Annotated in this window: 21 protein-coding genes and 1 pseudogene; 11 read left to right on the forward strand and 11 right to left on the reverse strand. The window is 73.6% G+C overall.

Annotation, left to right across the window (positions count from 1 at the left end):
• Window positions 1-97 precede the first annotated feature (97 nt).
• From AB0761_RS22920 to AB0761_RS22930, 3 genes are read left to right on the forward strand one after another with little or no spacing between them, the layout of a single operon-like run.
• Window positions 98-871, forward strand: coding sequence for a PH domain-containing protein (locus tag AB0761_RS22920; protein ID WP_377270997.1), 774 nt, complete (start codon window positions 98-100; stop codon window positions 869-871).
• Between the two features lie 50 nt (window positions 872-921).
• Window positions 922-1,755, forward strand: a complete 834-nt coding sequence (locus tag AB0761_RS22925) for a MerR family transcriptional regulator (protein ID WP_377270998.1) — start codon at window positions 922-924, stop codon at window positions 1,753-1,755.
• Entirely contained in the window at window positions 1,752-2,711 is a 960-nt protein-coding gene (locus tag AB0761_RS22930) for a C45 family autoproteolytic acyltransferase/hydolase (RefSeq protein WP_377270999.1), read from the forward strand. Before AB0761_RS22925 ends, AB0761_RS22930 begins: the two co-directional genes overlap by 4 nt.
• 301 nt (window positions 2,712-3,012) lie before the next feature.
• Here the strand turns inward: AB0761_RS22930 and AB0761_RS22935 are convergent, their stop codons facing one another.
• From AB0761_RS22935 to AB0761_RS22945, 3 genes are all read right to left on the reverse strand, one after another.
• Window positions 3,013-4,746, reverse strand: a complete 1,734-nt coding sequence (locus AB0761_RS22935; protein ID WP_377271001.1) for a phospho-sugar mutase — start codon at window positions 4,744-4,746, stop codon at window positions 3,013-3,015.
• A gap of 105 nt (window positions 4,747-4,851) precedes the next feature.
• Window positions 4,852-5,673 carry a purine-nucleoside phosphorylase gene (locus AB0761_RS22940; protein ID WP_377271002.1) on the reverse strand — a complete coding sequence of 274 codons (822 nt, stop codon included), beginning with the start codon at window positions 5,671-5,673 and terminating at the stop codon, window positions 4,852-4,854.
• A gap of 102 nt (window positions 5,674-5,775) precedes the next feature.
• Window positions 5,776-6,213, reverse strand: a complete 438-nt coding sequence (locus tag AB0761_RS22945; RefSeq protein ID WP_377271003.1) for a gamma-glutamylcyclotransferase — start codon at window positions 6,211-6,213, stop codon at window positions 5,776-5,778.
• Window positions 6,214-6,304: 91 nt separating this feature from the next.
• Here AB0761_RS22945 and AB0761_RS22950 point away from each other — a divergent pair, with 91 nt between their 5' ends.
• Complete coding sequence (locus tag AB0761_RS22950; protein ID WP_377271005.1) at window positions 6,305-7,753, forward strand: NAD(P)H-quinone dehydrogenase; 1,449 nt, start codon at window positions 6,305-6,307, stop codon at window positions 7,751-7,753.
• A 181-nt stretch (window positions 7,754-7,934) separates the two neighbouring features.
• Window positions 7,935-8,888 carry a DeoR/GlpR family DNA-binding transcription regulator gene (locus AB0761_RS22955; protein WP_377274271.1) on the forward strand — a complete coding sequence of 318 codons (954 nt, stop codon included), beginning with the start codon at window positions 7,935-7,937 and terminating at the stop codon, window positions 8,886-8,888.
• Between the two features lie 579 nt (window positions 8,889-9,467).
• On the opposite strand, the gene AB0761_RS22960 is transcribed toward AB0761_RS22955, so the two are convergent.
• Window positions 9,468-11,237, reverse strand: a complete 1,770-nt coding sequence (locus AB0761_RS22960) for an acetyl/propionyl/methylcrotonyl-CoA carboxylase subunit alpha (RefSeq protein WP_377271006.1) — start codon at window positions 11,235-11,237, stop codon at window positions 9,468-9,470.
• Window positions 11,238-11,536: 299 nt separating this feature from the next.
• Between AB0761_RS22960 and AB0761_RS22965 the strand changes: the two genes are divergently transcribed.
• On the forward strand, window positions 11,537-12,025 hold the full coding sequence (locus AB0761_RS22965) for a hypothetical protein (RefSeq protein WP_377271007.1): 489 nt from the start codon (window positions 11,537-11,539) through the stop codon (window positions 12,023-12,025).
• A 16-nt stretch (window positions 12,026-12,041) separates the two neighbouring features.
• Here AB0761_RS22965 and AB0761_RS22970 read toward each other — a convergent pair whose 3' ends face one another.
• The 5 genes from AB0761_RS22970 to AB0761_RS22990 all read right to left on the reverse strand — a co-directional run bounded on the left by AB0761_RS22970 (window position 12,042) and on the right by AB0761_RS22990 (window position 15,780).
• Complete coding sequence (locus AB0761_RS22970; RefSeq protein WP_377271008.1) at window positions 12,042-12,815, reverse strand: hypothetical protein; 774 nt, start codon at window positions 12,813-12,815, stop codon at window positions 12,042-12,044.
• 65 nt (window positions 12,816-12,880) lie between these two features.
• Window positions 12,881-13,498: a Maf family protein gene (locus tag AB0761_RS22975; protein WP_377271009.1), complete on the reverse strand. Its 618-nt coding sequence runs from the start codon at window positions 13,496-13,498 to the stop codon at window positions 12,881-12,883.
• Between the two features lie 23 nt (window positions 13,499-13,521).
• A complete protein-coding gene (gene mmpB, locus AB0761_RS22980) occupies window positions 13,522-13,647 on the reverse strand; it encodes a morphogenic membrane protein MmpB (protein ID WP_377271011.1) in 126 nt (41 codons plus the stop codon).
• 295 nt (window positions 13,648-13,942) lie between these two features.
• Window positions 13,943-14,161: an acyl-CoA carboxylase epsilon subunit gene (locus AB0761_RS22985; protein WP_377271012.1), complete on the reverse strand. Its 219-nt coding sequence runs from the start codon at window positions 14,159-14,161 to the stop codon at window positions 13,943-13,945.
• Between the two features lie 32 nt (window positions 14,162-14,193).
• The gene (locus tag AB0761_RS22990; RefSeq protein WP_377271013.1) at window positions 14,194-15,780 is read right to left on the reverse strand and encodes an acyl-CoA carboxylase subunit beta; all 1,587 of its coding nucleotides are present in this window, start codon (window positions 15,778-15,780) and stop codon (window positions 14,194-14,196) included.
• 243 nt (window positions 15,781-16,023) lie between these two features.
• Here AB0761_RS22990 and AB0761_RS22995 point away from each other — a divergent pair, with 243 nt between their 5' ends.
• The 3 genes from AB0761_RS22995 (at window position 16,024) to AB0761_RS23005 (ending at window position 20,433) form a co-directional block, all read left to right on the forward strand.
• Window positions 16,024-16,902: a biotin--[acetyl-CoA-carboxylase] ligase gene (locus tag AB0761_RS22995; RefSeq protein WP_377274272.1), complete on the forward strand. Its 879-nt coding sequence runs from the start codon at window positions 16,024-16,026 to the stop codon at window positions 16,900-16,902.
• A gap of 219 nt (window positions 16,903-17,121) precedes the next feature.
• Window positions 17,122-18,291, forward strand: a complete 1,170-nt coding sequence (locus AB0761_RS23000) for an adenylate/guanylate cyclase domain-containing protein (RefSeq protein WP_377274273.1) — start codon at window positions 17,122-17,124, stop codon at window positions 18,289-18,291.
• Between the two features lie 315 nt (window positions 18,292-18,606).
• Window positions 18,607-20,433 (forward strand): diguanylate cyclase domain-containing protein, encoded by a 1,827-nt coding sequence (locus AB0761_RS23005; protein ID WP_377271014.1) that lies wholly within the window; start codon window positions 18,607-18,609, stop codon window positions 20,431-20,433.
• A 47-nt stretch (window positions 20,434-20,480) separates the two neighbouring features.
• On the opposite strand, the pseudogene fdhD reads toward AB0761_RS23005, so the two are convergent.
• Window positions 20,481-21,316 (reverse strand): annotated as a pseudogene (gene fdhD / locus AB0761_RS23010) (formate dehydrogenase accessory sulfurtransferase FdhD).
• A gap of 79 nt (window positions 21,317-21,395) precedes the next feature.
• Here fdhD and hutH point away from each other — a divergent pair.
• Entirely contained in the window at window positions 21,396-22,961 is a 1,566-nt protein-coding gene (gene hutH, locus AB0761_RS23015; protein WP_377274274.1) for a histidine ammonia-lyase, read from the forward strand.
• Window positions 22,962-23,131: 170 nt separating this feature from the next.
• On the opposite strand, the gene AB0761_RS23020 is transcribed toward hutH, so the two are convergent.
• Window positions 23,132-23,527 carry a hypothetical protein gene (locus AB0761_RS23020; RefSeq protein ID WP_377271015.1) on the reverse strand — a complete coding sequence of 132 codons (396 nt, stop codon included), beginning with the start codon at window positions 23,525-23,527 and terminating at the stop codon, window positions 23,132-23,134.
• 186 nt (window positions 23,528-23,713) lie between these two features.
• Here AB0761_RS23020 and AB0761_RS23025 point away from each other — a divergent pair, with 186 nt between their 5' ends.
• Window positions 23,714-24,586 (forward strand): MurR/RpiR family transcriptional regulator, encoded by an 873-nt coding sequence (locus AB0761_RS23025; RefSeq protein ID WP_377271016.1) that lies wholly within the window; start codon window positions 23,714-23,716, stop codon window positions 24,584-24,586.
• The last annotated feature ends 53 nt before the right edge of the window (window positions 24,587-24,639 follow it).

Raw genomic sequence — 24,639 nt, forward strand, 5'->3', positions numbered from 1 at the left:
ACACGCGTAGCATCCCGGCAGGGGCGACCCCAAACGATGCCGTACCGAAACCTGCCCTCCCGCCGCCTTCGCGCAGGCTGAGGCAGAATCTCCACTCATGACCGACCCCGCAGGCGAGAACGGCCCCGACCGGGAGACCCCCGGCAGCCCGGCCCCCCAGCAGCCCAGGCAGCCCGAGCCGGCCGACCGGCCCCGTCCGGCCGACCAGCCCGGGCCCGTCCAGGCCGACCGGCCGGTGTACGCCGACCGCGTCTACCGTTCCACCATGGGCGTGATCGGCGGCGTGCTGCTGCTGGCCGTCGCCCTGTGGCTGATCGTGGACGCCGTCGTGTACGGAACCGGGCGCACCCCCTGGGTCGCACTCTCCGCCGCACTGCTCTTCGTCCCCCTGGTGGCCGCCTACACCCTGCGCCCGGTGGTCCGCGCCGACCAGGAGCGCCTCACGGTCCGCAACCCGCTGCGCACCGTCGTGGCCCCCTGGGCCACCGTGGAGTCACTGCGCTCCGGCTACTCGGTGGAACTGTTCGCAGGCGGGGGGAAGTACCAGATCTGGGCCGTCCCCGTGTCGCTGCGGCAGCGCAAGCGGGCGACCACCCGCGCCGCCCGGGCCGCCGCCGAGGACCCCTACGCGGGCCGCGACGACCGCGGCTCCGCGCTGCGCCCCGGCGCCCGCCGCTCCGCGGTGGCAGGCGCGCCCGACCCGACCCGCGCCTGGTCCGACCAGGTGGTGGACACCCTCCGGGAGACCGCCGAGCGCAACGCCGGCCGCCCGGAGGCCGCCGGCGAGGTCTCCGCGACCTGGTGCTGGTGGATCATCGTCCCCGCCGCCGTCGGGCTGGTCGCCCTGGTCACCCTGATCGCCACCGGCTGACCTCACGGCTTGACCCTGACACCGTGTGAGGCCCTCCACTGGGAAGCACCATGTACACCATCGGAGACTTCGCCAAGCACGGCCGGGTTTCGGTCCGCATGCTGCGCCACTACGACGCGGTCGGGCTGCTGCGCCCGGCCCGGGTCGACCCCGCCAGCGGCTACCGCAGCTACGAGGCCCACCAGCTCACCCGGCTCAACCGCATCATCGCGCTCAAGGACCTGGGCTTCACCCTCCAGCAGGTCGGGGCGATCCTCGACCAGCGGGTGTCCACCGAGGAGCTCCAGGGGATGCTGCGGTTGCGCCGGGCCGAGCTGGCCGCCGACATGGCGGCCGCGACGGCCCGGCTGGCCCAGGTCGAGGCGAGGCTCCGAGCCATCGACAGCGAGGGTCACATGCCTGCCACCGACGTGGTGCTCAAAACCGTCCCCGCGGTGCGGATCGCGGAGCTGTCCGCGGTCGCCGCCAGCTACGGCCCGGAGGACATCGGGCCCGTCCTCACCCCTCTGTACGACGAACTGTTCCGCCGCCTCGCCGCGGCCGGGATCACCCCCACCGGACCGGGCGTCGCCTGGTACGAGGACGCCCCGCAGGGCGACGGTGCCGTGATCGCCCACGCCGGGGTCACCGTGGCGGCCGAGCCGCGCGACGGCCTCGACGTCGACATCGTGGACCTGCCGCCGATCGGGACCGCCGCCACGGCGGTCCACCGCGGCTCCATGGACCAGGTCGTCTCCACCGGCCAGGCGATGGCCCGCTGGATCGACGCCAACGGCTACCGCTCCGCCGGCTACGCCCGGGAGATCTATCTGGAGTGCCCGGAGGACAAGGCCGGCTGGGTCACCGAACTCCAGGAGCCCGTGGTCCGCGGCACCTCGTCATGAACCGCCGGCTCACCTTCACCGCGCTGGACGTCGGCGACGGCTCGGACGGGCGCTGGGCCGCCGCCGCCGGGGCGGCCTGGCCGGACGCCGCCTCCTGGTACACCGGCCGTGGTGTCCGCGCAGCCGAGCGGCTGTTCGCCGAGCGGATGCCGGAACTGCTCCCCGTCCTGGACCGGCTGGCCGCCGGGCTCGACCGCCCCGGCGGCCGGGCGGCCCTGGCCCACGCGGGGCTCAGGCCGTTCTTCTCCGGCTGCACCCAGGCCGCAGTGGACGGGGTGCTGCTGCGCAACTACGACTTCCACCCCGCGCAGTGCAGCCGCACCGTGGTGTCCTCGGACTTTCTGCGCCCGGTCATCGGGATGCAGGAGCTGTTCTGGGGCCTGCTGGACGGGATGAACGACGCCGGGCTCGCGGTGTCGCTGACCTTCGGCGGCCGGTTCGTCCACGGCCCGGGGTTCTCCGTCCTGCTGGTGCTGCGCTATCTGCTGGAGACCTGCGACAGCGTCGGCCAGGCCCTGGCCGCACTGGGCAGGCTGCCGGTCGCCACCGCGCAGAACCTCACCCTGGTGGACGCCTCAAGTGCCCTCACCGTCCAGGTCGGCCCCGATCTGGAGCCCACCGTCACCTCCGAGCCCCGCGCGGCCAACCACCAGTCGGCTCCGGTGCCGGAGGAGCAGGAGCGCGTCACCCGGACCCGGCAGCGCCTGGCCGCCGTCCGGGAGGCCGCCGACTCCCCGGACGCGGTGCTCGCCGCACTGCTGAGGCCCCCGCTCCACCAGCTGCGGTACGACGAGGGCCTGGGCACCCTCTACACGGCCGTCTACCGCCCGGCCGACGGCCGGGTCGGCTACCACTGGCCGGGGGAGCCGCCGTGGGAGCAGTCCTTCGCGGCCTTCGCCCCGGGCTCCCGCACCGTCACGGTGGGGAGGACGGCCGGAGCGCCCGACCCGTGGTGAACTCCTGTCCGCCGTGACCGCCGTGACCGCCGTACGAGCCGTCTGCGACATCTGTGACATCTCTGATATCTGCGGGACCGGCGCCGCCCCTGCCCGGCCGGGTGGACCAGGGGCGGCGCCGTTGCCGCGGTGAATGTTCGTCAGCCGGGCAACCCGGCGGGCGAGTCCGGGAGTGTGGAGGGTTGAGGGCGGACCGGGCGGCGTCCGGAGGAACTGTGCACCGGGGGGTGTGCAGCTCCTCCGCCCTCGCCGCCGGTGCCCGGGTCGGTCGTGCCCCGGCCCGGGATGCTCCTACTGGATGTCAGGCGTCGATACCGGCCGCCGCAGCGACGTCCTTGCGCAGCGCCGTCAGGATCTCGGCCGCGGTGGCACGGGCGGCGGGCAGCTCGGCGGCGGTGGGGACCGGGACGACGACCTCCAGATAGCACTTCAGCTTGGGTTCGGTGCCGGAGGGCCGGACGACCACCCGTGCGCCCTCCACGGAGGAGCCGGGAAGGGCCGCCCCGGACAGCCGGTAGCGCAGGCCGTCGGTGGGCGGCAGGCCGGGGGAGCCCTGCTCCAGGTCGTCGGCGGACGCGACCGCCAGACCGGCCAGGGTGGCCGGCGGCTCGCTGCGCAGCCGCTGCATGGCGGCGCCGATCAGGGAGAGATCGCTGACCCGGACCGACAGCTGGTCGGTGGCGTGCAGACCGTGGGCCAGGGCGAGGTCGTCGAGCAGGTCGCAGAGGGTGCGGCCGGTGCTCTTGAGGCCGGCGGCGAGTTCCGCGACCAGCAGGGCGGCGGAGATGCCGTCCTTGTCGCTCACCCCCTCCGGGTCGACGCAATAGCCCAGCGCCTCCTCGTAGCCGTAGCGCAGGCCCGGGGCGCGGGAGATCCACTTGAAGCCGGTGAGGGTCTCGCCGAAGCCGAGTCCGGCCGCCGCCGCGATCCTGGAGAGCAGCGAGGAGGAGACGATGGTGGTGGCGAAGGTGCCCTCGACCCGCTTGGTGACCAGGTGGGCGGCGAGCAGCGCGCCGACCTCGTCGCCGCGCAGCATCCGCCAGCCGGCGGGGCTGCCGGGGTCGGGTACGGCCACCGCGCAGCGGTCGGCGTCGGGGTCGTTGGCGATGACAAGGTCCGGGCCGGCCGCGTTGGCGGTGCGGAAGGCCAGGTCCATGGCGCCGGGCTCCTCCGGGTTGGGGAAGGCCACGGTGGGGAAGTCGGGGTCGGGCTCCGCCTGTTCCGCGACCACGGTGGGGGCGGGGAAGCCGGCCCGGGAGAAAGCGGCGAGCAGGGTGTCGCGGCCGACGCCGTGCAGCGGGGTGTAGACCACGGAGATGTCGCGCGGGGTGCCGGGGTCGGCGACGGTGGCGGTGCGGTGCAGGTAGGCGTCGACGATGCCGTACTGGCCGTGTGCGGGCAGTACCTGCCAGCCGTCGTCCGCCAGCGGCACCTCGTCGAGCGAGCCGATGGCCTCGATCTCGGCGGCGATCTCGGCGTCGGCGGGCGGCACGATCTGCGAACCGTCGCCCAGGTAGACCTTGTAGCCGTTGTCGCGCGGGGGGTTGTGGCTGGCGGTGACCATGACGCCGGCCACCGCGCCGTGGTGGCGGACGGCGAAGGCCAGCACGGGGGTGGGCAGCGGGTGGGGGAGCAGCACGGCGTGCAGCCCGGCGGCGGTCAGCACGGCGGCGGTGTCACGCGCGAAGTCATGGGACTTGTGGCGGGCGTCGTAGCCGATGACCACGGTGTCGGAGATGTGCCCCTGGCGCTTGAGGTACGCGGCGAGGCCGGCCGCGGTGCGGATGACCACGGCGCGGTTCATCCGCATCGGCCCGGCCCCCAGTTCGCCGCGCAGTCCCGCGGTGCCGAACTGGAGGGTGCCGGAGAACCGGGCCGCCAGCTCGGACCAGGCGCGGCACTCGTCCTCGCCGGGCTCGCAGCCCTCGGCGGCGGCCAGCAGGGCCCGCAACTCGGCGGCGGTCTCCGGGTCGGGGTCCTCGGCGAGCCAGGTACGGGCCCGCTGGAGCAGGTCGTTCTCGGGTGCGCGCGCCATTGCTTCGACTCCTGGGGTGACGGATGCGGACGGCGGCCGCAAAGAGGCCTCGGGGGACGTCTTCCCCACGGACCCCCTCGGGCCACCGCCGCAGGTGGACCGATGTCAGATCCGCTCGAGGACCTTGGCGAGCAGCGAGCCCATCCGGGAGGCGGAGGCACGGCCGGCCTCCAGCACCTCCTCGTGGTTGAGCGGCTCGCCGGTCATACCGGCGGCGAGGTTGGTGACCAGGGAGATGCCGAGCACCTCGGCCCCGGCCTCGCGGGCGGCGATGGCCTCCAGGGTGGTGGACATGCCGACCAGGTCGCCGCCGATGGCGCGGACCATGCCGATCTCGGCCGGGGTCTCGTAGTGCGGGCCGGTGAACTGGACGTAGACGCCCTCCTCCAGGGACGGGTCCACCTCCTGGCACAGGGCGCGCAGCCGCGGCGAGTAGAGGTCGGTGAGGTCGACGAAGTTGGCGCCGAGGATGGGCGAGGTGGCCGTCAGGTTGATGTGGTCGCTGATCAGTACGGCCTGGCCCGGGGTGAAGGTGGGGCGCAGTCCGCCGCAGCCGTTGGTGAGCACCACCGTGGAGCAGCCCGCCGCCACCGCGGTGCGCACACCGTGGGCGACGGAGGCGACGCCGTGCCCCTCGTAGAAGTGCGTGCGGCCCAGGAAGACCAGGGCCCGCTTGCCGCCGATCCGCACCGAGCGGACCTTCCCCGCATGGCCCTCGACGGTCGGCGGCGGGAAGCCCGGGAGCTCGGTGACCGGGAACTCGTGCTCGGGGGCGCCGAGGGCGTCGGCCGCGGGCACCCAGCCGGAGCCCATGACCAGCGCGACATCGTGGCGCTCCGCCCCGGTGAGCTCGCGGAGGCGGGCTGCGGCGGCCCGAGCGGCGGCGTGGGGGTCGGTGGCGACGACCGACTGAGGAGATGCGTTCACGCACGAGAGCCTAGTCGGAAATTCCCTACGCGCGTAGACAACGGGGTGAAGACATGCCGGATTGTTACCGCTTAGGGCGCTTTCTCCCCGGGCCGGCCCGTCTCAGCAGGGTCGTTTGCGCAGGTCCATTACATAGTCGTACGGGGCGCCGGCCGATTCGGCGGCATCCGCGATCAGGCCCAGATAGCGCGCGGACGGCAGGCCGCCCTCGTAGTCGTCGAGGACATACGTCCACACCGCCACATCGCCGTCGAGGGTGTGCGCCCGCAGCCGGATCTTGCGGTAGAGGCCGAGCTGAAGCCCCTCCCAGCGGTCCAGCCCCTCCTCGTCCATCGGCGCGACGTCGTAGAGGGCGACGAACACCTGCTCCTTCTCGTCCTCCACCACCGTGGCCAGCGAGCCCTCCCAGCCCAGCTGCTCACCGCCGAAGGTCAGCCGCCAGCCGTCGAGCCAGCCGGTGCCGCGGAGCGGGGAGTGCGGGGCGCGACGGCTCATCTGCCGCGCATCGAGGTTGGTGGCATACGCGGCGTAGAGCGACATGACGTCCAGCGTACGTGAGGCTCCCCACACCCGCGCAGCCGGAAGGCGCACCCGGCGTCGCAGCCGTGGTCCGGTGCGGGACAATGGGGAGGTGACTCGGATCGTGATCATCGGTGGCGGACCCGGCGGATATGAAGCGGCCCTGGTGGCCGCACAGCTCGGCGCGGAGGTGACCGTCGTCGACAGCGACGGGCTCGGCGGCTCGGCGGTGCTGACGGACTGCGTGCCGTCCAAGACGCTGATCGCCACCGCAGAGGTGATGACCAGCTTCGACTCCTCCTACGAGGAGCTGGGCATCATCGTTGCCGACGACACCCCTCCGGACAAGCAGGCCGCCCGGGTGGTCGGGGTGGACCTCGGCAAGGTCAACCGACGGGTCAAGCGCCTCGCCGTCGCGCAGTCCCACGACATCACCCAGTCCGTCACCCGGGCCGGGGTCACCGTGCTCCGCGGCAAGGGCCGGCTGGAGGGCCGTCAGGACCTCGACGGCTCCCGCGCCGTGGTGGTGGAGACCGCCGACGGCGAGAACCTCACCCTGCGGGCCGACGCGGTGCTGATCTCCACCGGCGCCACCCCGCGTGAGCTGCCGGACGCCCAGCCGGACGGCGAGCGCATCCTCACCTGGACGCAGGTCTACGACCTGGACGAGCTGCCCAGCGAGCTGATCGTGGTGGGCTCCGGCGTCACCGGCGCCGAGTTCGCCGGCGCCTACCAGGCACTGGGCTCACGGGTCACCCTGGTCTCCAGCCGCGACCGGGTGCTGCCGGGTGAGGACCCGGACGCCGCCGTGGTGCTGGAGGACGTCTTCCGCCGCCGCGGCATGAATGTGATGTCCCGCTCCCGCGCCGAGTCCGCCAAGCGGGTGGGGGACAAGGTCGAGGTCACCCTGTCCGACGGCCGGGTCATCACGGGCAGCCACTGCCTGATGGCCGTGGGGTCCATCCCCAACACCGCGGACATGGGCCTGGAGGAGGCGGGCGTGAAGCTCACCGAGTCCGGCCACGTCAAGGTCGACCGGGTCTCCCGCACCTCCGCCCCGGGCGTCTATGCGGCCGGTGACTGCACCGGGGTGCTGATGCTGGCCTCGGTCGCCGCCATGCAGGGGCGGATCGCGATGTACCACTCGCTGGGCGACGCGGTGCAGCCGCTCAACCTCAAGACCGTCTCCTCCAATGTCTTCACCGACCCCGAGATCGCCACGGTCGGCTACACCGCCGGCGACGTCGAGTGCGGGAAGATGGACGCGGTCTGCGTGAAGCTGCCGCTGCGCGGCAATCCGCGGGCCAAGATGCAGGGCATCCGCGACGGCTTCGTCAAGCTCTTCGCCCGCCCCGGCACCGGCATCGTGGTCGGCGGCGTGGTGGTCGCCCCCCGCGCCAGCGAGCTGATCCACCCCATCTCCCTCGCGGTGGACAACAACCTGACGGTCGAGCAGGTCGCGAGCGCCTTCACGGTCTACCCGTCGCTCTCCGGTTCCACCGCCGAGGGCGCCCGTCAGCTGCACATCCGCAAGCGCGAGGGAGCGGAATCCGGTTCCTGACACCCGGTCGGACGGCGCACGGGGGAGCGGGCGCCGTCTGAGGCGGCGTGCATTGTAGAGGCGCGCGCCTATCGTTGGTGAGCAACTTCGGCTACCAGGTGCAAACGCCTGAAAGCAGACGGTCACGCGGGTTACGGTCTGTTTCGTGTTCGCAGCAGAACGTCGCCAGTTGATCCTCGAAATGGTGCGCGCCAACGGAGCAGTGTCGCTCCGGGAGCTCGCACGCGTCGTCCAGACCTCCGAAGTGACCGTGCGCCGGGACGTACGGGCTCTGGAGGCCGAAGGGCTGCTCGACCGCCGCCATGGCGGTGCGGTGCTGCCCGGAGGTCTCAGCAGGGAGCCCGGCTACCCGCAGAAGACCCATCTCGCCGCCGCCGAGAAGAGCGCCGTGGCCGACCTCGCCGCGAGCCTGGTGGAGGAGGGCGATGCGGTGGTCGTCGGCGCCGGCACCACCACCCAGGAGCTGGCCCGCCGGCTCGCCCGGGTGCCCGGGCTGACCGTGGTCACCAACTCCCTGCTGGTGGCACAGGCACTGGCGCACGCCAACCGGGTCGAGGTCGTGATGACCGGCGGTACGCTGCGCGGCTCCAACTACGCCCTGGTGGGCAGCGGTGCCGAGCAGTCCCTCCAGGGCCTGCGGGTGGCCCGCGCCTTCGTCTCCGGCAGCGGGCTCACCGCCGAGCGGGGCCTGTCCACCACCAATATGCTCTCCGCCAGCGTCGACCGGGCCCTGGTGCAGGCCGCCGCCGAGGTGATCGTCCTCGCCGACCACACCAAGCTCGGCACCGACACCATGTTCCAGACCGTGCCCACCGACGCCATCACCCGCCTGGTCACCGATGAGCAGGCCACCGCCGACGACCGCACCGCGCGGGAGCTGGACGCGCTGGCCGACCGGGGTGTCCAGGTCACCGTGGCGCCGCTGGGGCTCCCCGGCGATCCGCAGCCCCACCCGTCGTACGGGCACGGCCCTGCCACCGAGCCCCGCCGGGGCCAGCAGACCGCCCCGCTGCCGGGCCAGCGCCGCCCCGGAACCCATGGCGGCCCCCCGCCCGTCCCCGGCGGCCCGGCCGTCGCCCCGGGTCTTCCCGGCCAGGCCCGCCTGGCCGAGCTGGGGAGCCGTCGCAAGCGCTGAGGCCGCCGGACGGGACGGTGGCCACGAGCGGGAGCTCCCCCGCACCCCCGGGGCGGGGGAGGGACCGCAGTGCGCGGACGCCCCGGTGGCTCCCCGTGCCCGGGGTGGTGCACGTCTTCGGCGGACCGGGCCGGTTGCGGTGCGCAGCAGAAGCGACATGGGTGAGGCCCCCGGGTGGGAGCGTCCGGGGGCCTCACACTCCGGCGCCGTCGGCCGGGCCTCTCCCAGGGGTGGATGGACAGGAGGGCCACAGGCCGATGGCGCCCCGCGGGTGCCGACGGCGGAGGAGCAGGCGCCCGCGGGACCGGAGGAGCGGATGCCCCGGGGCGGTCGTGGAGGTCAGGGCCGGTCCGTCGCTCCGCTGCCGCCGCCGCACTCGCTCCGGCGCAGCCCTCACGCTAGCCCCGGGAGGACGGGGAGTTGAGGGTCCGGCGGGCGTCTTAGGGCGGGCTTAAGCGGCGGTTGACCGCGCGATCGGGTTCGGCCCCTGGTCCGCACACAGACGGCGGAGACCCGGCACAGACGGCAGAGCCCCCGCGGAAAGGCTTCCGCGGGGGCCCCTTCACGGGCTGTGCCCGATCAGTCCTTGATCTCGCAGATCACCGCGCCGCTGGTGATGCTGGCGCCGACCTCGGCGGAGAGCGAGGTGACGGTGCCCGCCTTGTGGGCGTTGAGCGGCTGTTCCATCTTCATGGCCTCCAGGACGACGATCAGGTCGCCCTCCTGGACCTCCTGGCCGTCCTCCACGGCGACCTTGACGATGGTGCCCTGCATCGGGGAGGCCAGCGAGTCGCCGGAGACCGCAGAGCCGGCCTTCTTGGCGCCCTGGCGCCGCTTGGCCTTGGCCGCACCGGCGGCCGGGGCGGCCGCGGAGACGCCCAGCGAGGACGGCAGCGACACCTCGATGCGCTTGCCGCCGACCTCGACCACCACGGTCTCGCGGCCCTCGGGCTCCTCGCCCTCGGCCGCACCGCCGCCGAACGGGGCGATGGTGTTGTCGAACTCGGTCTCGATCCACCTGGTGTGGACGGTGAACGGGCCGGCGTGGCCGTGCACCTCGGGCGCGAACGCCGCGTCGGTGACCACCGCGCGGTGGAACGGAATGGCCGTGGCCATGCCGTCCACCTGGAACTCGGCCAGCGCCCGGGCGGCCCGCTGCAGCGCCTGCTTGCGGGTGGCGCCGGTGACGACCAGCTTGGCCAGCAGGGAGTCCCAGGCCGGGCCGATGACCGAGCCGGCCTCGACACCGGAGTCCAGCCGCACGCCGGGACCGGTCGGCGGAGCCCACACGGTGACGGTGCCCGGAGCGGGCAGGAAGCCGCGGCCCGGGTCCTCGCCGTTGATGCGGAACTCGAAGGAGTGGCCGCGCAGCTCGGGGTCGGTGTAGCCGAGCTCCTCGCCGTCGGCGATCCGGAACATCTCGCGGACCAGGTCGATGCCGGAGACCTCCTCGGTCACCGGGTGCTCCACCTGGAGGCGGGTGTTGACCTCGAGGAAGGAGATGGTGCCGTCCTGGCCGACCAGGAACTCACAGGTGCCCGCGCCCTCGTAGCCGGCCTCCTTGAGGATGGCCTTGGAGGCGCGGTACAGCTCGGCGTTCTGCTCGTGGGAGAGGAACGGCGCGGGGGCCTCCTCCACCAGCTTCTGGTGGCGGCGCTGCAGCGAGCAGTCACGGGTGGAGACCACGACCACATTGCCGTGCTTGTCGGCCAGGCACTGGGTCTCGACGTGCCGCGGCCGGTCGAGGTACCGCTCCACAAAGCACTCGCCGCGGCCGAAGGCCGCGACGGCCTCACGTACCGCCGAGTCGTAGAGCTCGGGGATCTCCTCCAGGGTGCGGGCCACCTTCAGGCCGCGCCCGCCGCCGCCGAAGGCGGCCTTGATGGCGATCGGCAGCCCGTGCTGCTCGGCGAAGGCCACCACCTCGTCGGAGCCGGAGACCGGGTCCGGGGTGCCGGCCACCAGCGGGGCACCGGCCCGCTGGGCGATGTGCCGGGCGGCCACCTTGTCGCCGAGGTCGCGGATGGCCTGCGGCGGCGGACCGATCCAGGTCAGCCCGGCGTCCAGGACGGCCTGGGCGAAGTCGGCGTTCTCGGAGAGGAAGCCGTAGCCGGGGTGGACCGCGTCGGCGCCGGAGTCGGCGGCCGCCTTGAGGACCTTGGCGATGTCCAGGTAGCTGGTGCCAGGCGTGTCGCCGCCCAGCGCATAGGCCTCGTCGGCCACGCGGACGTGCAGCGCGTCCCGGTCCGGCTCGGCGTATACGGCGACGCTGGCGATTCCGGCGTCAGAGCATGCCCGGGCGACACGGACTGCGATTTCTCCGCGGTTGGCGATGAGCACCTTGCGCACGATGGCTCCCTTCTTGAACCTAGGCGAGTCTATGGACCGGCGGTCCGTACTATCGAGCCACCCCCGGTGGTGACCTTGCCCACACGGAGAGTCATCCCAGGTGGTGACCAGAGCTGCGGTGTGCGTGACAATGCCCTGCCCACCAAAGGTACGCGAGGTCCCAGCGAGTCGCTGGGACCTCGCTGGAGCGACTCAGTGGCCTTCGCCACGCAGCCCGTCCGACCCGGGCGTGTCATGCCCCTTGAGCAGTTAGACGACGGGTCAGTAACGTTCCGGTAAGGAGTGGGAAAGGGGCGGACATGCGAAGAGCGGTACTGATCGCGGCTGCGGTGCTGCTGGCGGTCGAGGCCCTGGCGTTCGCCCTGGTCGGGCTGGTGCTGGGGCTGGCGGTGCGCAAGCAGCAGATGTCCATCGGAGGGCTCTCTCCGGACGCGATGGCGGTCGGGGCCTGGGCGGGGCAGGGGGCGCTCGCCGTCTTTCTGCTGGTCTGCGCCGTGGTCGCGGCCAGGGCGGGATGGCTGGGGACCGGCCCCCGGCACGCCGGTGGGCAGCGGGGCGCCGGCAGGGTCGCCCGGGGGCTGCTGATCGGGTGCGCGGTACTGCACGGGGTGCTCGGCGCGGTCCTGCTCGGGCTGTCGGGCTGGCCGACCTTTGTCGGCCTGATGCTGGTGCTGGCGGTCCTGGTGATGTCGCTGCTGCTGCTCCGCGAGCCCGGCGGCGAGGCCGAGGCCGCGGTGCCGCCGGCCGACACCCCGCCGCCGGTCGCGGGCGGTCCGCAGCCGGCCTGAGCAGGTCTGCGCGCGGTCAGCCTGAGGACGCCGCCGCGGGGTCCGGGTCCGGCGCCGCGGCGGGCCGCTGCCCGGCCGGCGCGGTGACCGCAGCCCTGGTCAGATCCCCGGCCAGCTCCACCACATCGGGTCCGTAGACCGGTGTGTTGACGGCCTTGACGACCAGACAGAAGGGCTTCCCCGCGCCGTACTCGCGCATCAGGCGGCGCCGGTTGCCCAGCAGGAAGCGCACCGCGGCCTGGTTGGAGACCGGCGTCTGACCGCAGATCAGAAAGACCGGCCGACGGCTGTCGGTGCCCGGGATGCGGGCGAGCACGGCGTACTCGGCCTCGTCCGGGACCCGGGAGAAGGACTGCTCCCCCGCGCTGATGGTCATCGGGCTGCCGGGCCCGGTCCACTCCGCGATCCGCAGCCCGGGGAAGCGCCAGGCGAGATGCGCGGCCATCCGGCTGTTGACCGACGGCCCGCCCAGGCAGACCTCGGCCTTGGTGCCGATGCCCTGCCGCACCCGCTCATGGGAAAGGATCGAGGCGTGCGCACCGCACTCCTTGATCAGCGCCGCCAGCTCCATCAGCGCATAGGCGTCCTGCAGGGCGACCGCCGCGCCGTCCGGCAGCTTGGCGTGCCGGGGCACCACCAGCAGGCACTCGGTGCCCTCCGCCATGCCGAAGAACTCCCGGGCGCGGTCCAGCCGGCGGCGCCGCCGCAGCGTCTGCGCCAGCCAGCCGAGCGCGGCGCTGACGGCGCTGGCGGCCACGCCGAGCACGATATTGAGCAGTCCATCGGCCATCAGGGGGCCCTCCCTGTCGTGTGCCTGCCCCTTCTGCGGGCGGTCACACTACCGGCCGGGCGCTGTCACGCCCACAGGTCGGTGATCCGCACCCCGACATCGGACAGCAGCCCGCGCAGCAGCGGCAGCGACAGCCCGATCACATTGCCGTGGTCGCCGTCGATGCCCGCCAGGAACGGTGCCGACCGTCCGTCCAGGGTGAATGCGCCGGCGACGTGCAGCGGTTCACCGGAGGCGACATAGGCGGCGATCTCGTCGTCGTCGGGGGTCCCGAAGCGCACCACGGTGGAGGCGGTGGCCGCGGAGCGGGCGCCGTTGGCGGTGTCGATGACGCAGTGTCCGGTGCGGAGCACCCCCTCCCGTCCGCGCATCGCCTGCCAGCGGGCGGTGGCCTCCGCGGCGTCGGCGGGCTTGCCCAGGGCCTCCCCGTCCAGGTCCAGCACCGAGTCGCAGCCGATCACCAGCGGACTGTCGTACCGGCCCGGTTCCGCAGCCAGCCGGTCGGCGACCGCGCCCGCCTTGGCCTCGGCCAGCAGCAGCGCCAGCTCGCCGGGGGTGGCGGCGCTCAGTGCGTCCTCGTCCACCCCGCTCACGATCACCTGGGGGTCGAGCCCGGCCTGCCGCAGCAGGCCCAGCCGGGCGGGAGAGGCGGAGGCGAGTACAAGGGTGCGGCGGTCGCTCATGCGCAACAGCCTAGAGGGCGGCGCTAGTACACCAGCAGCACCAGCACCAGGACCGCGAAGACGGCGATGACGACGCCCGCCCGGCGCATCATCGCCTGCGCGCGCCGCCCTTCGGGCGACGGTTCGTCGCGGGGGTCGGACCAGAGCACACCCCGATGGTGCGCCCGGCCCGGGCCCGGCCGCCTGAGTACGCATACTCAGATCCGTCCCGCCGGCCCCCGTGTCGGCCGCGAGCTGCACGGACGGGCCCCAGGGCCCGGAGTGCGCGGCTCCCGGGGCGCCGGGAGCCGCGCACCCGGCGCTCCGCCGGTGAGGCGTTCACCGCGGTGCTTCCCGTGCCCCGGCCGGGGGCGGAGCGCCCCCGGCCGGAGCCGGAGCCGGACCGGTCGCCCGGGCTCAGCGGGCCCGGACCTCAGCGGTCCCGGACCTCAGCGGGCCCTGACCTCAGTGGGCCCAGGCGGAGGTGCGCCAGGAGTGGGGGCCCGGGGCCTGCATCCGGCGCATGGCGGCGGAGCGGTCGGCCCAGGTGGAGACCGGGCCGCCGGCGGCGCGCCGGGCGGCGGCCGCCGCGGACGCCGCTGCGGCCCGGGCCGAGACCACCGCCATGACGGCGGCGAGCTCCTCGGGGGTGGGCTGCCCGTGCAGCACCTTGATGGGGGCCATGGTGCGCTCCAGGGGTGCGTAGGGGAGGGGGGTCAGAGGGGGATGTTCCCGTGCTTCTTGGGCGGCAGCGCCTCGCGCTTGTTGCGCAGTGCCCGCAGCCCCCGGACGATGTGCTGCCGGGTCTCCGAGGGCAGGATCACCGCGTCGATGTAGCCGCGCTCCGCGGCGACATACGGGTTGAGCAGGGTGTCCTCGTAGTCGGCGATCAGCTCGGCCCGCCGGGTCTCCTGGTCGTCCGCCTCGGCGATCTCCCGGCGGTGCAGGATGTTGACCGCGCCCTGGGCGCCCATCACCGCGATCTGGGCGGTCGGCCACGCCAGGTTGAGGTCGGCGCCCAGGTGCTTGGAGCCCATGACGTCGTAGGCACCGCCGAAGGCCTTGCGGGTGATCACGGTGACCAGCGGCACGGTGGCCTCGGCATAGGCGTAGATCAGCTTGGCGCCGCGGCGGATGATCCCGTCCCACTCCTGGCCGGCGCCCGGCAGGAAGCCCGGCACATCGACAAAGGTCAGCACCGGGATGTTGAAGGCGTCGCAGGTGCGGACGAAGCGGGCCGCCTTCTCGCTGGCGTCGATGTCCAGGCAGCCGGCGAACTGCATCGGCTGGTTGGCCACCACACCCACCGCCCGGCCCTCGACCCGTCCGAAACCGGTGACGATGTTGGGGGCGAAGAGCGCCTGGGTCTCCAGGAACTCGCCGTCGTCCAGTACGTGCTCGATGACCTTGTGCATGTCGTACGGCTGGTTGGCGGAGTCCGGGACGACGGCGTCCAGCTCCAGGTCCTCCGCCGAGGTGGCGAGGTCGGCCTCCTCGGGGTAGACCGGCGGCTCCTCCAGGTTGTTGGAGGGCAGATAGGACAGGAGGGCCTTGACGTACTCGACGGCCTCCTTCTCGTCGGCCGCCATGTGGTGCGCCACACCGGACTTGGTGTTGTGGGCGCGGGCGCCGCCCAGCTCCTCGAAGCCCACGTCCTCGCCGGTGACCGTCTTGATGACGTCCGGGCCGGTGATGAACATGTGCGAGGTCTGGTCGGCCATCACCACGAAGTCGGTGATCGCGGGGGAGTAGACCGCGCCACCCGCGCAGGGGCCCATGATCAGCGAGATCTGCGGGATCACCCCGGAGGCGTGCACATTGCGGCGGAAGATCTCCCCGTACAGGCCGAGGGAGGCCACGCCCTCCTGGATGCGGGCGCCGCCGGAGTCGTTGATGCCGATGACCGGGCAGCCGGTCTTCAGCGCGAAGTCCATCACCTTGACGATCTTCTCGCCGAAGACCTCGCCCAGCGAGCCGCCGAAGACCGTGAAGTCCTGCGCGAAGACCGCCACCGGCCGGCCGTCCACCGTGCCGTAGCCGGTCACCACGCCGTCGCCGTAGGGGCGGAGCTTCTGCTGGCCGAAGTTGGTGGAGCGGTGCCGGGCGAACTCGTCGAACTCCACGAAGGAGTCCTCGTCCAGCAGCTGGGCCACCCGCTCGCGGGCGGTCATCTTGCCCTTGGCGTGCTGCTTCTCCACCGCGCGGGCGGAACCGGAGTGCACGGCTTCGTCGATCCGCCGCTGCAGGTCCGCGATCTTCCCGGCGGTGGTGTGGATATCGATCTCGGTCTCCGCTCCGGCCATCCCGCGCGTCTCCCTAGAAGTTGGTTGCGGCCTCAGCGCGCCGCGGTCGCTGCCGTACCCGATCGGACGGCGCGGATCATTACCACTGCGTAGCGTAGCCATCACGCGGGCGTTGTCATTATGGCGAGCACCACAGTGCATCCCTGACCGATGTGTGCCCACAGCGGGAGCGGTCAAGCGGTCGGGAGCGCCCCCGCATAGGCTGGCGCTGTGACCGAGGAACCGGGCGGCGGGAGCCGCCGCATCAGCGGACTCAGGGGCTTCACCGGCAACGGGCCCTCCCCCTGGACGGACCTGGAGCGGCCGCCGCTGGACGCCGCCCGGCTGCGGCGCGCCCTGGTCGTCCCCGGTGGGCTGTGGACCTCGCTGGAGGTCGTCACCGAGACCGGGTCGACCAACAGCGACCTGGCCGCCCGCGGGCGCGCCGGGGAGGCGGAGGGGGCGGTGCTGGTCGCCGAGGAGCAGAACGCCGGGCGCGGCCGGCTGGAACGGCAGTGGAGCGCCCCGGCCCGCTCCGGGCTCTTCCTCTCCCTGCTGCTGCGCCCCGGCCCCGATGTCCCCACCGAGCGCTACGGCTGGATGCCGCTGCTGGTCGGCGTCGCCGCGGCCGCGACCCTCAGCCGGGTCGCAGAACTCGATGTCGGCCTCAAATGGCCCAATGACCTGCAGGTCACCATGGACGGCGGCGAACGCAAGATCGGCGGAATCCTCACCGAACTGGCCGGCGACGCCCTCGTCCCCGGCATCGGGATCAATGTCTCGCTGCGCCAGGACGAGCTGCCCGTCCCGACGGCCGCCTCCCTCGCCCTGGCCGGAGCCGCCGTCACCGACCGTGACACCCTGCTGCGGGCTCTGCTGCGCGAGTTCGCCGATCTCTACGAGGAGTGGCGGCAGGCCGGCGGCGACCCGCACGCCAGTGGCCTGCTCCCCGCCTACACCGCCCGCTGCACCACCATCGGCCGGTCCGTCCGCGTCCAACTGCCCGGTGACCGCGAGCTGCTGGGCCGGGCCGTCTCGATCGACGGCGACGGGCGGCTGGTCGTGCGCACCGCCGACGGAACGGAGCAGGCGGTGGGCGCCGGGGACGTCGTGCACGTACGGCCGCAACCGGACCAGCGGTGAGCAGCGTCCGAAGCTCGGAAACGTCGGTCCGCATCCCGGCCGGATGCTCCGGACCCGGCGATTCCGTGCGAACATTCCACAGGGCGGCGGTGTGAGGCAGGCCACTGCGGCAGGCCGGGGCCGCCGGCTCGGCTCTACGGCGGACTCGACGGCGTACAAGTGCGGCGACCGCACGGGGATGGAACGGTGACAGACGACGACGGCACCACGCAGGAGCGGCTGCCCGACCACGATGCCGACCCGGCGGGACACCAGCACCACTCCCTCCCGCACGAGGAGGACGACGACAGCACGGTCTCGCTCAAGCTGGAGCAGCTGATCCTCGACGCCGCGCGCAAGTACACCCCGTACCAGGCCGCGCGGACCGCAGGTGTCCCCATGGAGCTGGCCAGCCGCTTCTGGCGTGCCATGGGCTTTCCCGACATCGGCCAGTCCCGGGCGCTGACCGACGCGGACGTCATCGCGCTGCGGCGGCTGGCCGGGCTGGTGGAGTCGGGGCTGCTCAGCGAGTCCATGGCGATCCAGGTCGCACGCTCCACCGGGCAGACCACCGCCCGGCTCGCCGAGTGGCAGATGGACACCTTCCTGGAGAACCTCACCCAGTCCGTCGAGCCCGGTCTGTCGCGGGCCGATGTCTATCCGCTGGTGCAGCTGCTCCTCCCGGAACTGGAGGAGTTCCTGGTCTATGTGTGGCGGCGGCAGCTGGCGGCGGTGACCGGGCGGGTCGTCCAGGCCGCGGAGGACGAGGAGGTCACCAGCGGCCGGCTGGCGGTCGGCTTCGCCGACCTGGTGGGGTTCACCCGGCTGTCCCGGCGGCTGGAGGAGGAGGAGCTCGGCGAACTGGTCGAGACCTTCGAGTCCACCTGCGCCGACCTGGTCGCCGGGCATGGCGGGCGCCTCATCAAGACCCTCGGCGACGAGGTGCTGTATGTCTCCGACGACCCGGCGGTGGCCGCCGAGATCGGCCTTGCCCTGGTGGAGACCCTCACCAAGGACGACTCCATGCCCGCGCTGCGGGTCGGCATGGCCTTTGGCACGGTGACCTCCCGGATGGGCGATGTGTTCGGCACCACCGTCAATCTGGCCAGCAGGCTCACCTCCATCGCGCCCAAGGACGCGGTGCTGATCGACGGGGAGTTCGCGGCGGCGCTGGAGCGGGAGGGGGCGGTGCCGTCCTCCGTCGCCCCGGGCGCCCCTCCGGTCGGTGTGGCCGACGCCCTCTCGGCCGTGGCCGCGGCGGGCATCGCCCCCGGCGGGCCGGTCCAGGCGGTGGAGCAGGCCGCGCTTCCCACGTACCGCTTCCACCTCCAGCCGATGTGGCGCCGTCCGGTCCGGGGTCTGGGGCTGGTCGAGCCCTGGCTGCTCACCCGCCGTGCGGAGCACATCTGACGGAGCACATCTGACGGAGCACATCTGACGGGGTACGTCCCGGGGTCGCGCCGGGCCCTCACCCGCCTGGAGCGGACGGCCGGGCGGACGGTGGGGCGCGCACGGCCGCCCCGGGTCACCCGCGCGGCACAGTGCATGGCAGCGGTGCAGCCGGCCCCGTAGCTCTTGGGCGGCCCGGCTGCCGTGGGCCGCTCGTCGGCGACACCGCGGATCGTGCCGCACCGATGGCGGCGCCGGCTCCGGGCGGGGGGGGGACTGTACGGACCTGGGCGCAGGGCAATGGAACGGGCATATCGTGGCAAAGCCACCATAATCTTGACCCACCGGGCGGAGGCGAGGGACACCTTGGGCGGCAAGGCGCAGCGGGCGGTGGAAGCCCCCGCGGTGACGGACCCGGACGAGCGGTTGCGTGCGGTCGTCGAGCTCGCCCAGGCCATGGCAGCCGCGCAGTCCCCGCTGGAGGCGGTGCAGGTGGCGGCGGGCCGGGCCCGCAAGGTGCTGGGCGCCGCGATGGCGGCGGTGTCGGTGTGGGACCGGGAGTCCGGACGGCTGCGGGTGCTGGTGAACCACGGCGACCTCGCCCCGGGGGAGGAGCCGCTGCCGGAGGACGAGTCGTACCCGGTGGCGGACTTCCCGGAGGTGGTCAACTTCCTGGACTCCCAGCGCAGGCTGCCTCGGGCATGGGTGCAGACGGCGGAGGAGGATGTGACGGAGGCGCCCGAGGGGGCCCCGGCGCAGAGCGTCACCTTCGCCCGGGAGCGGGCGGCCGGACTGCGCCGCCGGGGCCGGTCGTGCTGCCTGGTGGCGCCGATCGTGCTGCACGGGCGGGCGTGGGGCGAGCTGTATCTGGCGAGGACCGAGGACAGCCCGGTCTTCTCCGCGGGCGACACCGACTTCGCGACGCTGGTGGCGGCGCAGATCTCGGCGGGGCTGGCGCAGACCGAGCGGCTGGAGGACCTGCGGCGGCTGGCGTTCACCGACCCGCTGACGGGGCTGGCCAACCGCAGGGCGGTCGACGGCCGGCTGGACGCGGCGCTGGAGGAGCACCGCCGCAGCGGAGCGGTGGTCTCCCTGGTGGTCTGCGACGTCAACGGGCTGAAGCGGATCAACGACCTGCACGGGCATGAGGTGGGCGACCGCCTGCTGGAGCGCTTCGGGGGCCTGCTGTCGCTCTGCGGTGCGATGCTGCCGGGCAGCATCGCGGCCCGGCTCGGCGGCGACGAGTTCTGCCTGCTGGCGGAGGGGCAGGGGGCCGACGAGGTGGTGCGGGTCGCCGAGGACCTGTGCGTACGGGCGCTGGAGCTGGGTGAGGGCGAGGGGGTGGCCTGCGGGATCGCCTCCACGGGGGATCCGATCGGCCCGGTCACCACGGCCGACCGGCTCTTCCGGCTGGCGGACGCCGCCCAGTACCGGGCCAAGGCCGCCCGTGCCGCCCGGCCGGTGGTGGCCGGGCGCGGGCGGGCGCCGGACGCGGTGCTTCAGCTGGCGGATGCCGCTGACAGTGCGAACCGTGCCCGCAACGGCCGCAACGGGCGCCGCGGCGACCGCAGACGGTTCCGCGGCGCACTGCACAGCGCCGACGCCGGTCAGCTGCTGGCGGCGGTGCTGGCCGAGCTGGACGCGGGCCACACCGCGGACGGGCGGCCGGTGCGGGTGGCCCACCCGGCCGACACCACCGGCAGGCTGGTGGCCGTCGCCGAGACCACCTCGCGGATGCTGGACGCCGTCGCCTGGTGGGTGTCGTATGTGCCGCCGGGCGCCCGGGGGATGCGTACGGTGCGCTACTCGGTGCACCGGATGACCCGTGGGCCGGGCACCGCCGGGGCGGAGGCGCAGCGGGCGCTGAACGAGGCCCCGGACGCGGTCTTCGACCTGCGGTCCTATCCGCTGACCGACCGGGCGGTGCGGGGCGACGCGTTTGTGCTGCGCACCGGCAGTCAGGGCAATGAGCCGGCGGAGGAGGCGATGCTGGTGGTCGGCGGCTACCGGGGCATGGTGGCCGCGGGTGCGACCAACCCTGCGGGGGGCTGGCTGATCGAGATCTTCGCCGACGAGTCCACGCTGCCGCTCGCCGGTGTCGGGCCGGTGCTGCGGGCGCTGGTGGCGGTGGCGGTGTCCGGGCCGGCCTCCCCGCCGGACTGACGGACTGGCGGACTGGCGGACTGGCGGACTGACGGACTGACTGGCTGTCACATATCTGCGGGGGCGCCCTTGACGCGATGGGCTCCGGCGTAGAGGTTGGCAGAGCGGCCGCGCAGGAAGCCGACCAGGGTGAGGCCGAGTTCGGCGGCGAGGTCGACGGCCAGGCCGGAGGGGGCGGAGACGGCGGCCAGCACGGGGATGCCCGCCATGGCGGCCTTCTGGGTGAGCTCGAAGGAGGCCCGTCCGCTGACCATCAGCACATGCCCGGCCAGCGGGAGCAGCCCCTGGCGCAGTGCCCAGCCCACGGTCTTGTCCACCGCGTTGTGGCGGCCCACGTCCTCGCGGGCGCAGAGCAGTTCGCCGTCCGCGGTGAAGAGCCCGGCGGCGTGCAGGCCGCCGGTGGTGTCGAAGGCCTTCTGGGCGGCCCGCAGCCGGTCGGGCAGCGCATAGAGCACCTCGGGGTCGAGCTGCACGGGGTCGGCGGTGACGTCCCAGTGGGAGCGGGTGCGGACCGCGTCCACCGTGTCCCGGCCGCAGATGCCGCAGGCGCTGGAGGTGAGCAGGTTGCGGTGCAGCGAGACCGGCGGGCCGGCGGCGTTGCGACGGTGGCGTCGACGACGTTGTAGGTGTTGGCGCCGTCGGCGTCGGTGCCCGCGCAGTAGCGCAGGGCGGCCAGCTGGTCGGCGGAGTGCGCGAGGCCCTCGGACACCAGGAAGCCGGCGACCAGGTCGAAGTCGTGCCCGGGGGTGCGCATGGTCACTGTGAGGGACTGGCCGCCCAGCCGGATCTCCAGTGGTTCCTCGGCGGCCAGTGAGTCCGGCCGTACGCTGCTCACGCCGTCCCGCAGCCGCACCACGCGTCGGCGCTCGGTCACCCGTCCCATGCCGCGACCCTTCCCCGGTCCTGGAGTTCCATCCGGGTTGTCATAGTGCCATTCACCTGATGAGAATGTGCATATGGATATGCACAGCTCGGTGGTACCGGTCGGCAAGGCTAATCTCAGCGCATCCGATGTGCTCGCGGTCGCCCGCGGCAGCGCCAGGGTGGAGCTCACCGCCGACGCCCGCGACGAGATGGCCGCCTCGCGCGCCCGCATCGACGCACTCGCCGCCGAACCGCGTCCCGTCTACGGAGTCTCCACCGGATTCGGCGCCCTCGCCGTCCGCCACATCAGCCCCGAACTCCGCGCCCAGCTGCAGCGCTCCCTGGTCCGCTCGCACGCCGCCGGGATGGGCCCGGCGGTCGAGCGCGAGGTGGTCCGCGCCCTGATGCTGCTCCGGCTGAAGACCCTCGCCTCCGGCCGCACCGGGGTCCGCCCGCTGATCGCCGAGACCATGGCCGCCGTCCTCAACGCCGGCATCACCCCCGTCGTCCGCGAGTACGGCTCCCTGGGCTGCTCCGGCGACCTGGCACCGCTCTCCCACTGCGCCCTGGTCCTTATGGGCGAGGGCGAGGCGGCCGGTCCCGACGGCACCGTGCGCCCGACCGCGGAGCTGCTGGCCGAGGCCGGCATCACCCCCGTCGAGCTGCACGAGAAGGAGGGCCTGGCCCTCATCAACGGCACCGACGGCATGCTCGGCATGCTGCTGATGGCCTGCGCCGACCTCGCCCGGCTGTTCACCACCGCCGACATCACCGCCGCCATGTCCATGGAGGCACTGCTCGGCACCGAGAAGGTGCTCGCCCCCGAGCTGCACGCCATCCGCCCGCACCCCGGCCAGGCCGCCTCCGCCGCCAATATGCTCGCGGTGCTCGCCGGCTCCGGCCTCACCGGCCACCACCAGGACGACGCCCCGCGGGTCCAGGACGCCTACTCCATCCGCTGCGCCCCGCAGGTCGCCGGCGCCGGCCGCGACACCCTGGCCCATGCGCAGCTGGTCGCCGACCGCGAACTGGCCGCCGCCGTCGACAACCCGGTGGTGCTGCCGGACGGCCGGGTGGAGTCCAACGGCAACTTCCACGGCGCCCCCGTCGCCTACGTCCTGGACTTCCTCGCCGTCGCCGCCGCGGACCTGGGCTCCATCGCGGAGCGCCGCACCGACCGGCTGCTGGACAAGAACCGCTCCCACGGCCTCCCGCCGTTCCTCGCCGACGACCCGGGCGTCGACTCCGGGCTGATGATCGCCCAGTACACCCAGGCGGCCCTGGTCAGCGAGAACAAGCGGCTCGCCGTGCCGGCCTCGGTGGACTCCATCCCCTCCTCGGCGATGCAGGAGGACCATGTCTCCATGGGCTGGTCCGCCGCCCGCAAGCTGCGCACCGCCGTCGACAACCTGGGCCGCATCCTCGCGGTGGAGCTCACCGCCGCCGCCCGGGCCCTGGAGATCCGCCGCGACGCCTACACCTCCCGCGACACCGACCCGCTGGCCCCCGCCACCGCCGCGGCGCTGGCCGCCACACGGGCGGCCGGTGTCGGCGGTGTCGGCCCGGACCGCTTCCTCGCCCCCGACCTGGACGCCGCAGCCGCCCTGGTGGCGGGCGGCGGCCTGATCGCCGCGGTCGAGGACGTCACGGGACCGCTGGCCTGAGCCATGCGGCTCCCCGGGAGTGCCCGAAGCCGCGCGACCGGTCCTCGCCACTGCGGGGCCGGACGCGCGGCCCGCGGCGCCCGCGCGGGGGGCCCGGTCACCCGCGCCGCGCGGCGCGGGGGGCGCGCAGGGCGGGCCCGCGCCGCCGGTGGTGGCGCGGGACCGCTCGGCTACTCCAGGCCGCTTCTGCGCTGCCGCTGCTCCCGCTGTTCCCGCCGGTCGCTGAGCGAGGCGGCGACGTTGACCCCGACGATCCCGGCCCACACCACCATCAGTCCCGTCGCCCCGGCAGTGGCGCCGCCGACGCCGGACAGCGGGATGCCCAGGGCCATCGAGACCACCGCCAGCCGGGGCGCGAACCGCCCGTCCCGGCCGGGGCGGCGCATCGGCGGTCCGTACTCGGCGAGGCGGTCCGCGACCCGGCGCTCGACCCGTTCGTCCAGGCGGGCGTCGACCCTGGCCAGGAATGAGTCGACGATCTCCGACTCATACTCGGCGCCAAGCTCCTTGCGGGTCTGCACGGCCGCGTCAAGGTCCTTCTGCAACTCGGTGCGGGGAGGCTCCATACCCGTCAGGGTGGACCCGGCCGGGGGCGCCGTCGAGCCTCTTCGGGGTGGATTCGGGGACGGCTCAGGGACAACTCCGGGTCGGTCCGTTCCGTCGGGTGAGACAGGCAAGAAATGCCTTGCTCCGCTGAATGACGTCATGCACAGTCAGCAGTGGCTGAATCACGGCCCGCAACAAGGAGATCCATGACCACCGCCGACGAGGCGCTCGGCCCCTCCGCCCGTCTGCTGCGGCTCTTCGAGGGGAACCGGCTCACCCCGACCCAGCGCCGTATCGCCCACACCCTGGTGCAGCACGCCGCCGACTCGCCCTTCCTCTCCAGCGTGGAGGTGGCCGAGCTCGCCGGGGTCAGCCAGCCCTCCGTCACCCGGTTCGCGGTCGCGCTGGGCTACGACGGCTACCCGGACCTGCGCAAGCAGCTGCGCGACCTCGGTCTGACCGAGCCCGCCCCGGGCGGGCCCGCGGAGTCGCCCGGCGATGCGCTGCGCAATGAGCAGCAGCGGGCCGTGCTGGCCGAGATCGAGAACCTGCGCCGGCTCGCCGAGCTGCTCGCGGACCCGGAGCCGGTGCTCAGGGCGGCCCGGCTGCTGGCAGCCTCCCGTCCGCTGCCGGTGCTGGGCCTGCGCGCCGCTGCCGCCCAGGCCCGCGGGTTCGCCTACTTCGCGGGCAAGGTCCACCCGGACGTCCGGCTGCTGGACGAGGGCGGCTCCATGCTCACCGACCGCATCGAGCAGTCCGCGGCGGCGGGCGCCTCCGCGCTGATGTGCTTCGCCCTGCCCCGCTACCCCCGGGAGTTGATGGAAGCTCTCACTGCAGCCCGCGACTGCCGCCTCACCGTGGTCACCGTCGCCGACAGCGCCTTCGCGCCCGTCTCCCGGATGTCCGATCTGCTGATCCCGGCCGCGGTCGGCAGCAGCCTGGTCTTCGACACCGCGTGTGCCCCGATGATGCTGGGCCGGGTGCTGCTCCAGGCGATGTGCGACGAACTGCCGGACGCGGAGGGCCGTCTGGAGTGCTTCGAGCAGACCGCGGCCGCCCGAGGGCTCTTTCTGGACTGATCCACCGTCAGAATGTCTGCGGCGATGGGCCTGCCGTGGCGCCTGCCCGCGTG

Source organism: Peterkaempfera podocarpi (assembly GCF_042466665.1).
Lineage (GTDB): Bacteria > Actinomycetota > Actinomycetes > Streptomycetales > Streptomycetaceae > Peterkaempfera > Peterkaempfera podocarpi.